This window comes from Mucilaginibacter rigui, assembly GCF_014773275.1.
Lineage (GTDB): Bacteria > Bacteroidota > Bacteroidia > Sphingobacteriales > Sphingobacteriaceae > Mucilaginibacter > Mucilaginibacter rigui_A.
In genome coordinates this window covers 750587-764780 of sequence record NZ_JACWMW010000002.1, presented here as the reverse complement: position 1 = coordinate 764780, position 14194 = coordinate 750587, and the positions used below count along the sequence as shown (strand labels likewise).

Below are 14194 nucleotides of genomic sequence, written 5' to 3'. Positions count from 1 at the left end.
GATGCAACACTGGATAGAGCTGTTCACCGAACAGGTAAAAGCAACCACCTGGCTGGAGTGGGCGGCAGTAATATTAGGCGTGGCCGAGGTACTCCTTGCCCGCGCAAACAAAGTGTGGCTATACCCAACAGGTATAGCCGCCACTTTAATTTCTATTTACTTGCTGCTGAATGCCATGCTTTATGCCGAATGCCTGCTGAGTTTTTACTACGTAGTAATGAGCGTTTACGGCTGGTACCACTGGATAAAAAAACGCCACCTGCCTGCTGTAAAAGTGCGCTTCGCAAACCGGCAGGAATGGCTAATAACTCTATTAATTGTTTTTGGCGGATGGGGGGTATTGTATGTGATCCTTGTTAAGTTCACACCATCAACCGTTCCCATCTGGGATTCGTGGGTATCATCAACTGCGTGGGCGGGTATGTGGCTGCTGGCCCGGCGCAAGGTAGAAAACTGGGTATTGCTAAACATAAGTAACCTGTTTGCCATCCCCTTATTGTACCACAAAAACCTGGCGATGTTTGCGCTGCTCACACTCATATTATTTATTGTTGCCGTGTTTGGTTATTTCGATTGGCGGAAAATAGCGCGGCAGGAAAATTCATCAGCAAATTGATATGGAAAACATAAAACATCCGTCAACCCTGCTAAAACCCGAATGGGTAGCTATCATTCGTGATAAAGCCGCCGAAGCAGAACGTTTGGGCAAATTGCAACCGGCGCAATTGCAACTGGTTTATGAGCAGCAATGGTTCAATTTATTGGCTCCTGCTGCTTATGGCGGCTTGCAAACATCCTTGCCCGATCTGATAAAATTAGAAGAAGCACTAAGCTGGGCCGATGGCAGCCTGGGTTGGGTAGTTACTTTATGCTGCGGTGCCGGTTGGTTTGGCGGTTTTATCGCCCCCAAAATCGCGCAGCAAATTTATAGCGATAAGGAAGTATGTTTAGCCGGCAGCGGTGCACCTACCGGCACAGCCACCATTACCGGCAATGGCTATGTCATAAACGGCATCTGGAAATACGCCAGCGGCGTGCACCATGCCACATACATTACGGTTAGCTGTAATATAATGGATGGCGATACTTCAGTATTAAATGAAGACGGCGCGCCACTAATACTGCCATTTGTATTAGATCGCAAAGATGTGCAGCTATTATCCGGCTGGAAATATATAGGTATGATTGCTACCGGCAGCGATGCCTATTCGGTTACCGATTTATACGTTGATAAAAACCGCTGCTTTAAAATTGACACGGGTGCTGCGGTGATCGATTCGCTTTTGTACACCTACCCATTTTTGCAACTGGCCGAAGCTACCCTGGCCGCAAATATATCGGGCACGGCCGTGCATTTTATTGACCTGTGCGTACCCGCCTTCGCAAATAAGGCAACCAACATTCGCCGCGTTAACCAGGCAAATGTTTTGGTAATGGACGAGGCTTTGCGATCGGCTACAGCGCTATTGAACCAGGCACGCGCGGCATTTTTCACTGCCGTGGAAGCTTCATGGGCTAACCCAACCGATGAAGAGTTGTTAAAAGCTGTAAGTAGTACCAGCCGCGTTTTGGCTAAGGTATCGCGCGAATGCGTGGATGAATTGTACCCTTATTGCGGCTTGTTAGCGGCATCGCCCGATACCGAGATCAACCGGGTTTGGCGCGATCTGCATACCGCAAGCCAGCATGCCTTGCTTACTTTTTTAGATTAGTTACGCCTCGCTTTTAATAAAAAGTAACACAAATATCACATTGTTTATATATTGCAATCCTGATATTTGCCCTTTAATATCATATGCTATGAAGATAAAAGTTCTGCTTACGCTAACCTTTGCAACCGCCGTATTTAGCTTATCGGCACAAACAAAAAAAACCGCAGCCACTGTTTCAACAACTCTGCCCCGCCCAAAACTGGTAGTGGGTTTAGTGGTCGACCAAATGCGTTGGGATTACCTGTACCGCTACTACGACCGTTACCAGGCAGGTGGTTTTAAACGTATGCTTAACGAAGGGTTTACCTGCGAGAACACTCAGATCCCGTATATACCTACGGTTACCGCTATAGGGCACTCCTCTATTTATACCGGTTCGGTACCTGCCATACATGGCATTGCCGGCAATGATTTTATCATACAGGCAACCGGCAAATCAATGTATTGCACAGACGATAGCACGGTTACTGCTGTAGGCAGCGATTCGAAGGCGGGCAAAATGTCGCCACGCAATTTGCTGGTAAGCACCGTGACGGACGAGTTAAGATTAGCCACAAACTTCCGCTCAAAAGTGATCGGCATAGCGTTAAAAGATCGGGGCGGCATATTACCTGGCGGGCACGCAGCCAACGCCGCTTACTGGTTTGACGATGCAACCGGCGCCTGGATAAGCAGCACCTATTATATGGCCGAACTGCCAACATGGGTAAAATCTTTTAACGCTACAAAACCGGCCGAAAAATACCTGAAGCAGGACTGGAACACTCTATACCCGATCAATACTTACGTACAAAGCGCACCGGATAACAGCCCCAAATATGAAGGTAAATTCGCCGGGACCGACGCGCCAACCTTCCCGATAAAAACATCTGAACTGTATAAAGGCAAAGCTGGCATGATCCGCTCTACGCCATACGGCAACAGCATGACCCTTGACCTTGCTAAGGCCGCTATCGAAAATGAAAAACTTGGTGCAGGCACAGTGACCGATTTCCTGGCGGTAAGCCTTTCCTCAACAGATTATGTTGGTCACCAGTTTGGGCCGAACTCTGTTGAGGCTGAAGACACCTATCTGCGTTTAGATAAAGATATTGCTGCTTTCTTTACTTATTTAGATGGTAAATTGGGTAAAGGAAACTATACCGTTTTCCTGAGTGCCGACCATGGTGCTGCGCATAATCCTAATTTTTTAACAGATCATAATATCCCGGCAGGTGTTTGGAAAAGCAGCGATACACAAACCCGCTTAAATAAAATGCTTGAGGACAAGTATAAAGTAAAAGGCGCGGTGTTAAGCCTTGAGAACTACCAGGTAAACTTTAACAATGCCGTTATTAAAAAAGAGAACCTGAATACCGACGCTTTAAAGTTTGATTGCATTCAGTTTTTACAGCAGGAACCACAAATAGCTTATGCGGTTGATATGCAGCGTGTACAATTGGCCACCATACCCGACGAGCTTCGCACGCGTATCCAAAACGGCTATAATGCCGAACGCAGTGGCGCTATCCAGATCATCCTTAAACCGGGATGGTTTAGCGGCGGCCAAACAGGCACTACCCATGGCAGCTGGAACCCTTACGATGCGCATATCCCGTTGGTATTTATGGGATGGGGCATTAAACATGGCAGCCTGACCCGCGAAACCCACATGACAGATATTGCCCCTACCGTTGCCGAGTTATTGCATATCCAGGCGCCAAATGGCAATGTTGGTACAGCTATTGGCGAGGTGTTAAAATAAGTTTTTTGTCAGTCTGAGCTTGTCGAAGACTTGCCGCTTTGTTAATGGTTCGACAAGCTCACCTTCAACGCCAACAACGGCACAAAGGTCACAGAGATTTACATAAACCCTCTGTGACCTTTGTGTTTTTATCTTTGTGCCCTCTGTGGTTAAAAACAAAAGCATCCGATGAAAAAATATATATCCAAATTCCATTACCTCACACAAGACCTGCCCAACCGCAGCCACATAGAGCAGGCACAAACAGCCTGCGAAGCCGGAGCCAACTGGATCCAGTACCGCTGCATGAGTAAAACCGATGAGGAGATGATCCGCGAGTTACACCAAATAGCATCTATATGTGATGACTGGGGTGCAACATTGATCCTTGCTAATCATTATCATTTGTTGGATACGGTTGATGCGCAGGGCGTGCATGTTGAAGATTTTGATGCCGATTTTGCAGCTATCCGCGAAACTATAACAGATGAAAAAACACTGGGTGCATCTGCCACCAATATAAACGGTTTATTAAAAATACAAGATACCGGCGTAGTTGATTATTGCGGCTACGGCCCTTTTGCCCATACCGATACCAAACCCAATAATAAGCCCTTATTGGGATATGAGGGCTACCGCGAATTAGAACAGCAGCCAATTGAGATACCTGTTATTGCGGTAGGTGGTGTGCAGTTAAAGGATGTAGAGTTATTGATGCAATCCGGTGTATATGGTATCGCGGTATCATCGGCGATAAATTTGTCGTTAGATCCGGGGGGGATGGTGAAAGAGATCTATAGGAGGATATATTAGTGAGTTTTACTCACCCCGCGACACTACGTGCGCGATCCTCTCTGCTTCGCAAAGAGGGTGAATGAAAAGCCCTCTTTCCCCGTAGCGAAGGGAGGGATGTCGAGTGCAGCGATGACAAGGTGAGTAACATCGCCACATGCATGTTGGCGATTAGATGCTTCACTACGTACAGCATGACAACGAGGCGGCTATTTATACGCCACATAAATATGCTCATCCATTACCTTATCGCCTTTAATTACACTTTGCTTTAATACCCCCTGTAGGGTGTATCCCGCTTTTTCCAGCACCCGCATCGACCCCAGATTTTCGCTAAAAATAAAGCCCATTACACAAATGGTGTCAAAATTAGTAAAGGCATAACGGGTTACCAGCTTAGCCGCTTCGGTCATTACGCCAAGCCCCCAGTATTGCTCGCTAAGCCAATAACCTATCAGTGGCGATTTACGGTACACATCGTCCCTAAACTCCAAACCAATACCGCCTGCAACTTCTCCGTTTATTTCTATAGCGAAATTGGTAACGGTTAGTTTGTTTACCATTACATCGATAAATGCCTCCGCATCTGCCAGCGAATAGGGCGAGGGGAACCTGTCCAGCAAATACGCTGGCACTTTAGGATTATTGGCATGTTTTTGCAATGCCGGCGCATCGGCCAGTTGCCAGTGGCGCAGTATAAATTGGCTCCCTTTTATCTCCATTGTGTAACAATACAATGGCTAAAAATAGTAATATTACACAAACTGTTAAATTGCACAACTTAACAGCATTCTTTGTTATGAAAAAAAGCTTTACCTTATTATTATTCCTTTGTTTCGGCCTTTACGCATCTGCGCAAACCCTTGGCCAGCTTACTATCGAAAAAATAATGCGCGACCCAAAATGGATGGGGGTATCACCCTCAAATATCCGCTGGAGCGATGATAGCAAGAAGATCTATTTTAACTGGAACCCCGATAAAACAGAACGGGATGAGCTTTTTTCTATCACGCCAAACAACACAAAACCGCAAAAAGTTAGTGTTGATGAGCGTAAAGCCATGGTGCCCGAAAACGGCAAATGGAACAAAAAGCGCACGCTAAAAACCTTTGAAAAGAATGGCGACATCTACCTGCTGGATGCAGCAAAAGGTAAAGCTATACAGCTCACCAATACCACCGGCCGCGAAAGCAACCCCACTTTTAGCGGGGATGAAGGCAGTATTGTGTTCACCAGCGATAACAACCTGTACCAGTTAAAGCTTAATAAAGCCGAACTTACACAGCTTACCAATTTTGTAAAAGCATCCACCGGCGAAAAGAAACCCGCCAAAGAGAACGAGCAGGCCGCCTGGCTTAAAAAACAACAGCTGGAACTGTTTGATATTATAAAAGTTAACGAGAAGGACCGCAAGCTCGATTCGGCCGAGCGGGCATTATTTAAACCTTCAAAATTAAAAGAGCTGGCATTTGGCGATAAACGCTTAACCGGTGTACAGCTTAGTCCGGATGGCCGGTATGTAACCTACCGCCTTATTCAGGCTGCCGAAGGTGCAAAGAGCGGCATAGTGCCCGATTATGTAACCTCATCCGGTTATACAGAGGATATCCCTAACCGCACCAAAGTGGGCAGCCCGCAATCAACCTCAGAAAGTTTTATTTACGACAGGCAGCGCGACACTGTTTACAGTATCATAACCAAAGACCTGCCCGGCATAAAGGATATCCCTGAATTTATAAAAGACTATCCTAAAGAAATGGAGGCCCGCAAAAGGCTAAACGCCGACCGTAAAGTTGACATAGCCGGCCCCTACTGGAGCCCCGACGGCAAATACGCCATTGTTAATGTAGATGCACAGGACAACAAGGACCGCTGGTTGATGAAATTAGATGCCACTACCGGCAAACTAACCCTGCTTGACCGCCAGCATGATGACGCATGGATAGGCGGCCCCGGTACCGGTGGCTTTTTTGCCGATGGCAGCCTTGGCTGGGCAGATAATACCCACTTTTATTTCCAGAGCGAGGCAAGCGGCTACTCGCACCTGTACATGGCTGATGTGGTAACCGGCGAAAAAAAGCAATTAACATCAGGCAAATGGGAGGTGCAAACCCTGCATTTGTCGAACGATAAAAAGACGTTTTACTTTACCGCAAACATTGAGCATCCCGGCATTACGCACTTTTACCGCATCCCGGTTACAGGTGGCGCACCAGTTAAAATTACCGGCATTAAGGGCGGCAACGAGGTGGATCTGTCGCCTGATGAAAAATGGCTGGCTATTCGTTATTCATACTCCAACAAACCGTGGGAACTTTATGTGCAGGCCAATAAACCGGGTGCAAAAGCGGTACAGGTAACCAGCTCTACCACCGCCGAATTTAATTCGTACCCTTGGCGCGAGCCGGAGGTGATCAGCTTTAAAAATCGTAACGGTAAAGATATTTACGCGCGTGTTTATGTGCCTAAAACCCCCGACCCTTCAAAACCCGCCGTAGTATTTGTACACGGCGCGGGTTACCTGCAAAACGTACATTACTGGTGGAGCAGCTATTTCCGCGAGTATATGTTCAATAATATGCTTACCGATAATGGCTACACCGTAATGGATATCGATTACACCGCCAGCTCGGGCTACGGGCGCGATATCCGCACCGGTATTTACCGCCACATGGGCGGCGCCGACCTTACCGACCAGGTTGACGGCGTAAAACTGTTGGTAGAAAAATATGGCGTTAACCCCAAACATGTGGGTATATACGGAGGATCGTACGGGGGGTTTATGACGCTTATGGCACTGTTTACCCAACCGGATGTTTTTGCATCAGGCGCAGCCATACGCTCTGTTACCGATTGGGCACATTATAACCACGGCTATACTTCAAACATACTTAACGAACCATTTACCGATGAGAAGGCTTACCGCCAAAGCTCGCCTATTTATTTTGCCGACGGCTTAAAAGGCAACCTGCTTATGCTGCATGGCATGGTAGACCAAAATGTGAATTTTCAGGATATTGTACGCTTAACCCAAAAACTGATAGAGTTGCATAAGGAAAACTGGTGGCTTGCGCCATACCCGGTAGAAGACCACGGTTTTGTGCAACCCAGCAGCTGGACGGATGAGTATAAACGCATCTATAAACTGTTTGAGGAAACGCTTAAGAAATAGTTTGCAGAAAAATGTGGGGGAGTACCCCTTACCCTTTATAAACTTGTTAACTGAAATGCCCGATTATACTCGGGCATTTCAGTTATTATTTCCCGTCGATGAATGCAGAAGCTGTAACCTCCGGGATCACAACAAAAGCGTCATAGCCTTTTATTATCCGCAATAGCTTAGTGTCCTTTACCAATAACTTTCCATCGTCTATTGCGGTACGTAAAGGCTTCAGATCTATATAATGCCAGTTATTACCCTCAGCGGCTTTTAACAAGGGGGCCAATGACTTAAGCACGCCGCTGTTTGCATCAACTTTCTCACTCGGGAAGCCTTTAAATGGCGAGGCCTGTGTACCCGATACGCCAAGTACAATAACATGGTAGGAGCTACCGAATTTACTATCCTCAATACTACTTACCAAGTTTCCAATATCGTAGGTATCCATTAAACCTTCATTCCTGGCAACGTGGTTTGCGCCGTATTTATACAGGTTCTTTTTATTTTGCCATTGGGTGTAAACCTGCATCAATTGGTTTTTCATGAGCTGTACCCGCAGATGGTGGCTTTGCGATTTGTATATTTTGGCGCTTAATTTCAGTGCCTTTATTATTTTAACTTCCTGTTCGCTAAGCTTCAGGGCCGATAGCTCATCAAGGTTTTTTTCAAACTCGGGGGTGAGTAAATAAAACGGCTTGCTCTGATCTTTCAAAAAATTGGCGAAATATGTTTTTGAGTTGTTTTTAATCACTTCGTAAATTTCCTTAGCGCGGTTGCTTTTAGTAGTTTTTTGAAGTTCGTTACATATCAGTGCATCACCCACCAATAATATTTGGTCGGTACCGTTAATGGTTGTGTTAGTTTTGGTAAATTGTTTAAGCAGATCAAACTCGGGGGCGAAGGCATAAAAGGAGAATGTATTGCCATATTCGGCCACATACTTTTCCATCTCGGCAGGTGATAGATTTCTGATCTTATCCTGCAGGATACGCGCTGTAAAAGGGTCTATCTCACAAAAAAAGTTATCGAATTTAATTTGTGATGCCACCGCAGATACAAAGATAGGCGTTTCGTTGTTAAAGTGATCTTCGCCGATCATCACATTATTGCTGCTTTTGGCCTGTGCTAAAATTTTGTCCCACCCTGCACCTGTAAATTTATTGCCATCTTTGGCAAACAGGGTTGTGTTGCTTTTTGCAAGGCTGGTTAACAGGCTATCCTGTGCATACGTTAATTGTGTATAAAAACTAACAAGTAGTATAGTTAAGGCTAAGGTTTTTCTCATAGATGTTAAGAGTGCATCATTTGTAAAAGGTTACAAATAAAACAATCACTTTTGTAATAATGAATAAATATCTGATCGTGATAATTTTTATAATAGGAGCCTGTACTCCAGCCAGGCACCCCGCCGCCGTGCAAATATCACTTGTAAACAACGGCCGGTCTGTTCAATTTAAAGGGTTAGATTACGTGGTGATGCAGGATATAGGGCGCGATACCAATGCAGATGTTTGGCAAAGCCTGGTGCCTGTTTATCGGATGCCTGCTGATACCGATATGAAAAACTACCAGCCTGTGCAACCGGGCCGCTACCAGTTAAAAGATAGTGTGGTGGTTTTTACGCCCGACACCCCTTTTACAAAAGGGCAAACCTACTTTGTGCGCAATTACCGCCTTGGCGAAGGCGCGGCATTGATAGATTATATAAAAAGCCGGTCGCAGCCCGGAAAAGTGCGTTTTATTGATTTGATTTTTAAGCAATAAGCTTTGAAAAATCAAAAAAAGTTGTTACATTTGCATCTGAATTAAAAAAGAGGGGGCATTTGCCCCCTCTTTTATTTTATCAATCAAATTATCAACCGCCCCGTTACCTATCGGGAATACCGGTAAAAACATACGATAATGAATATTGAAAAAAGAACAGCTGAACTGGTAGAGGAAAAAATTGCCGATATGCCAAACTTGTTTTTGGTGGATGTTAAAATGCATTCGAACGGTAAACTGATAGTACTGGTTGATGGGGATAACGGGATAGGGATTGCTGATTGTGTTGCCATAAGCAGGCATGTAGGCTTTCATCTGGAAGAAGAGAACGTGATAGATACACCCTACAACCTGGAGGTTTCATCGCCGGGCATTGATACACCGCTAACCCTGCAAAGGCAGTATGCGAAAAACATTGGCCGTACGTTATCAATAAAAATGGATGACGGCGCCAAACGCGAAGGCAAACTATTAAGCGCCGGTGAAAGCGAAATAACAATAGAAGAAATAATAAAAGAAAAAGGGAAAAAGGCTGTAACTGTTGAAAGCGCTATCCCGACAGATAAAATAACAGAAACAAAAGTTTTAATATCATTCAAGTAGAAGATGAGCAATATTAATTTAATTGATTCTTTTCAGGAATTTAAAGATTTCAAGAACATTGACCGCCCAACCATGATGAGCGTTCTGGAAGACGTTTTCAGAAGCATGATCAGGAAAAAATACGGCACAGATGAGAATTGCGACGTAATTGTGAACACAGACAATGGTGACTTAGAGATCTGGCGCACACGTACCGTAATGGAAGATGGCTTTAGCGAGGATGATGACCTGGAGATAGAACTGGCAGAAGCACATAAAATTGACCCTGACCTGGAAGTTGGCGACGATTATATTGAGCAGATAACTTTAGAAAGCTTTGGCCGCCGTGCTATATTAGCTGCCCGCCAAACACTGGTATCAAAAATCCTGGAACTGGAGAAAGACGAGATCTTCAAAAAATATAAAGACCGCGTAGGCGAGATTGTTACCGGCGAGGTTTACCAGGTTTGGAAAAAAGAAACTTTGGTGCTTGATGATGAAGGAAACGAGCTTTTATTACCAAAAACTGAGCAGATCCCTGCCGACTACTTTAAAAAAGGCGACAGCGTGAGAGCTATCATCAGCAAGGTGGATATGCTTAACAGCAACCCTAAGATCATTATATCGCGTACAGCGCCTGAGTTTTTACAGCGTTTGTTCGAGATGGAGGTTCCGGAGATCTTCGACGGCTTAATCACTATCAAGAAAATTGTTCGCGAACCGGGTGAAAGGGCTAAAGTAGCAGTAGAATCTTACGATGACCGTATTGATCCGGTTGGTGCCTGCGTAGGTATGAAAGGTTCACGTATCCATGGTATCGTTCGCGAGTTGAAGAACGAAAACATAGATGTGATAAACTTTACCAACAATATTCAGTTATACATACAGCGTGCTTTATCACCCGCCAAAATCACTTCTATTAAATTAGATGACGAGAAAAAAACGGCGGCTGTTTACTTAAAGCCCGATCAGGTATCGTTAGCAATTGGCCGTGGCGGCCACAACATTAAGCTTGCCGGCAAGTTAACCGGGTACGAAATTGATGTTTACCGCGAGGCTGATGAGCATGATGAGGATGTGGATATTGAAGAATTCTCAGACGAGATAGATAGCTGGATACTGGACGAGTTTAAACGCATCGGGCTTGATACAGCTAAGTCTGTATTGGCACTATCTGTTGGCGAATTGGTAAAACGTACCGACCTTGAAGAGGAAACAATAAAAGAAGTTTTATCAGTTCTACAGGCAGAATTTGAATAAACGAAATAACACGAATAAAAAATCGTATTTTTGCGATAATTAGCAGAGAAAATTTAATAAATGTCAGAAGACAAATCCATAAAATTAATTAAAGCAGTAAAAGAACTGAACATTGGTATGGGTACCATTGTCGATTTTCTTGCTTCCAAAGGTTACAAAGTTGAAAAGCAACCAATGGCCAAGCTGGATAACGATATGTACACTACTTTGTTAAAGGAGTTTGCTGTTGATAAAATTATTAAGGAGGAGGCCAAGCAGATCAGCATAGGCAAAATCAGGAAAGAGGAGCCCGCACAGGCACCTGAAAAACCTGTTGAGTCCCGTCGTTCAAGAGATTTTGAGAACGAGGAGATACTGATCAAAAACACCGGCCATTTCGCTTCAGCACCGGCTGAAAAGCCAAAACCGATTGAACCTGAAAAGGTGAAAACCGAAGAGCGTAACGAAGCATTGCCGGGTGTAAAGGTAATTGGTAAAATAGACCTTAATAACCTTAACGCTAAGGCGCCCGCAGCCGAAAAACCTGCCGAGGCCCCAAAAGCGCCCGAGCCCGTTGCTGAAACGCCGGCACCTGCACCGGTTGTAGAAACACCAAAAGCACCAGAGCCTGTTGTAGAAAAACAGGCACCGGCAGCAGTTGCAGAAGTAGAAACGCCAAAAGCACCAGAGCCTGTTGCAGAAAAACCTGCGCCCGCCCCTGTTGCAGAAGCGCCTAAAGCCGAAGCGCCGGCAGCCCCAGCGGCACCGGTTGTTGAGCCGCAAGCAGCAGCAACACCAGCCCCGGCAGAAGACGCGGCAGAACCGGATGAAGTTATCCGTGCGAATGCAGAGCGTTTAACAGGGCCCAAAATTATAGGTAAGATACAGTTGCCGGTTAACCAGCCTAAACGCGGTGGCCCGGTAGCCTCATCAAGTGCCGCAAGTAACGCTGCCGATCAGAAACGCAAACGTAAGCGTAAAGATCAGCAAGGTGGCCCGGGTGGTAACGGCGGCCAACAGGCCCCGCCAAGCGGCACAATTAATCCAAACCGTCCCGATTTCAGGAACAGACCAACAGCGCCTCCGGGTGGTGGCAACCGTCCTGATTTTAGAGGAGGAAGGCCACCTGCAAGTTCAGGTCCTAAAGAAGAACCATCAGAAAAAGATATACAAGACCAGATCAAGGCTACACTTGCACGCTTAAGCGGCGCAGGGAAGTCGGGCAAATTTGCGCAGCGTGCAAAATTCCGTCGTCAAAAACGTGATGATGTTGCTGCAAATGCCGATGAACTGGCAATGGAGCAGGATGCACAATCTAAAGTGTTAAAGGTTACCGAATTTGTTACGGCAAATGAATTAGCCCTCATGATGGATGTATCAGTAACGCAGATCATCTCAACTTGTATGAGTTTGGGTATGTTCGTATCCATTAACCAACGCTTGGATGCCGAAACTTTAAGCATTGTTGCCGATGAGTTTGGCTACCAGGTTGAGTTTGTAAAACCACAGGACGAAGAGTTTATACTTGACCAGCCTGATGATCCGGAAGACCTGATACCACGTGCACCAATTGTGACCATCATGGGCCACGTTGACCACGGTAAAACATCATTACTGGATTTTATCCGCAAAACAAATGTAATTGGCGGCGAGGCCGGGGGTATAACCCAGCACATTGGCGCTTACGAAGTTACTTTGCCGGGCGATAAAGGAAAGATCACCTTCCTGGATACACCGGGCCACGAGGCGTTTACCGCCATGCGTGCCAGGGGTGCACAGGTAACGGATATTGTTATCATTGTTATTGCTGCTGATGACAGCGTGATGCCGCAAACCCGCGAGGCCATAAACCACGCACAGGCTGCCGGCGCGCCTATCATCTTTGCTTTCAACAAAATTGACAGGCCGGGTGCTAACGCCGATAAGGTACGTGAGCAACTATCAGCCATGAACATTTTGGTTGAAGAGTGGGGCGGTAAATACCAAACACAAGAAATATCAGCAAAAACAGGCTTAAACGTTGATTTGCTGTTAGAGAAAGTATTGCTTGAAGCAGAATTGCTTGAGCTGAAAGCTAACCCTAACAAACGTGCCGTAGGTACAGTAATAGAAGCTGCCTTAGACAAAGGCCGTGGTATTGTTACTACTATATTGGTACAGGCAGGCCGTTTAAAAGTGGGCGACCCAATACTTGCCGGTTGCTACAGCGGGCGTGTTAAAGCGTTAACAAACGAGCGTGGCCAAAGGGTCGAATCTGCAGGGCCATCTACACCGGTACAGGTGTTGGGTATGCAGGGCGCACCTACAGCAGGCGATAAGTTTAACGTATTAGATACCGAGCCGGAAGCACGTGAAATTGCGAACAAACGTTTACAATTACAACGCGAGCAAGGCTTACGTACACAGAAACACATCACCCTTGATGAAATTGGCCGCCGTTTGGCAGTTGGTAACTTTAAAGAACTTAACATTATTGTTAAGGGTGACGTGGATGGTTCTATCGAGGCGTTGTCAGATTCATTACTTAAACTATCTACCGAGCAGATACAGGTTAACATCATATCAAAAGCAGTTGGTCAGATCTCCGAATCAGACGTATTGCTGGCTTCTGCATCAGATGCGATCATTATAGGTTTCCAGGTACGTCCTTCGGGAGGTGCGCGTAAACTGGCCGAGGCCGAGCAGATCGATATCAGGTTATACTCTATCATCTACGATGCTATCAACGAGATAAAAGCGGCGATGGAAGGCATGCTTGCACCAACGTTTGAAGAGAAGATTGTTGCGAACGTAGAGATCCGCGAAACCTTCAAGATCAGCAAGGTTGGTACCATTGCAGGCTGTATGGTATTAGATGGTAAAATTAGCCGTAACAGTAAAATACGTATCATTCGTGATGGTGTAGTGATCCATACAGGTGAACTGGCTTCATTAAAACGTTTCAAAGACGATGTAAAAGAAGTTGGAACTAATTACGAGTGTGGTTTGAACATTGCTAACTACAACAACATCGAAGTTGGTGATATAGTAGAAGCATACGAAAACGTAGAAGTAAAACGTAAATTAGCGTAAACGTTAATTACCTTAATATTGAAAAGGACGGTTGTATAACCGTCCTTTTTTGTTTAGATTTTTTTATCCCCGCGCGTCATTGCGAGGAACGAAGTGACGTGGCAATCTTCGACATACTTATCACCGACTGTTATGTAGAAGATTGCCACG

At 45.5% G+C, this 14194-nt stretch carries 11 protein-coding genes; 9 read left to right on the top strand and 2 right to left on the bottom strand.

What is annotated here, in order from left to right; genetic code table 11:
- Position 1: 1 nt before the first annotated feature.
- From pnuC to IDJ75_RS10490, 4 genes are all read left to right on the top strand, one after another.
- The gene (gene pnuC / locus IDJ75_RS10505; protein WP_191175575.1) at positions 2 to 616 is read left to right on the top strand and encodes a nicotinamide riboside transporter PnuC; all 615 of its coding nucleotides are present in this window, start codon (positions 2 to 4) and stop codon (positions 614 to 616) included.
- A 1-nt stretch (position 617) separates the two neighbouring features.
- Positions 618 to 1712, top strand: coding sequence for an acyl-CoA dehydrogenase family protein (locus IDJ75_RS10500; RefSeq protein ID WP_191175574.1), 1095 nt, complete (start codon positions 618 to 620; stop codon positions 1710 to 1712).
- 88 nt (positions 1713 to 1800) lie between these two features.
- Complete coding sequence (pafA, locus tag IDJ75_RS10495) at positions 1801 to 3456, top strand: alkaline phosphatase PafA (RefSeq protein ID WP_191175573.1); 1656 nt, start codon at positions 1801 to 1803, stop codon at positions 3454 to 3456.
- A 168-nt stretch (positions 3457 to 3624) separates the two neighbouring features.
- Positions 3625 to 4248 (top strand): thiamine phosphate synthase, encoded by a 624-nt coding sequence (locus IDJ75_RS10490; RefSeq protein WP_191175572.1) that lies wholly within the window; start codon positions 3625 to 3627, stop codon positions 4246 to 4248.
- Positions 4249 to 4436: 188 nt separating this feature from the next.
- Here IDJ75_RS10490 and IDJ75_RS10485 read toward each other — a convergent pair whose 3' ends face one another.
- A complete protein-coding gene (locus IDJ75_RS10485) occupies positions 4437 to 4949 on the bottom strand; it encodes a GNAT family N-acetyltransferase (protein ID WP_191175571.1) in 513 nt (170 codons plus the stop codon).
- Positions 4950 to 5026: 77 nt separating this feature from the next.
- On the opposite strand from IDJ75_RS10485, the gene IDJ75_RS10480 reads away from it, so the two are divergent.
- Positions 5027 to 7399, top strand: coding sequence for a prolyl oligopeptidase family serine peptidase (locus IDJ75_RS10480; RefSeq protein ID WP_191175570.1), 2373 nt, complete (start codon positions 5027 to 5029; stop codon positions 7397 to 7399).
- Positions 7400 to 7484: 85 nt separating this feature from the next.
- Here the strand turns inward: IDJ75_RS10480 and IDJ75_RS10475 are convergent, their stop codons facing one another.
- Positions 7485 to 8672: a hypothetical protein gene (locus IDJ75_RS10475; protein WP_191175569.1), complete on the bottom strand. Its 1188-nt coding sequence runs from the start codon at positions 8670 to 8672 to the stop codon at positions 7485 to 7487.
- 59 nt (positions 8673 to 8731) lie between these two features.
- On the opposite strand from IDJ75_RS10475, the gene IDJ75_RS10470 reads away from it, so the two are divergent.
- The 4 genes from IDJ75_RS10470 to infB all read left to right on the top strand — a co-directional run bounded on the left by IDJ75_RS10470 (position 8732) and on the right by infB (position 14044).
- A complete protein-coding gene (locus tag IDJ75_RS10470) occupies positions 8732 to 9151 on the top strand; it encodes a hypothetical protein (RefSeq protein WP_191175568.1) in 420 nt (139 codons plus the stop codon).
- 138 nt (positions 9152 to 9289) lie between these two features.
- Positions 9290 to 9754, top strand: coding sequence for a ribosome assembly cofactor RimP (gene rimP, locus IDJ75_RS10465; RefSeq protein WP_191175567.1), 465 nt, complete (start codon positions 9290 to 9292; stop codon positions 9752 to 9754).
- A gap of 3 nt (positions 9755 to 9757) precedes the next feature.
- Positions 9758 to 10993, top strand: coding sequence for a transcription termination factor NusA (gene nusA, locus IDJ75_RS10460; protein WP_191175566.1), 1236 nt, complete (start codon positions 9758 to 9760; stop codon positions 10991 to 10993).
- Positions 10994 to 11053: 60 nt separating this feature from the next.
- Positions 11054 to 14044, top strand: coding sequence for a translation initiation factor IF-2 (gene infB, locus IDJ75_RS10455; protein ID WP_191175565.1), 2991 nt, complete (start codon positions 11054 to 11056; stop codon positions 14042 to 14044).
- Positions 14045 to 14194: the final 150 nt, after the last annotated feature.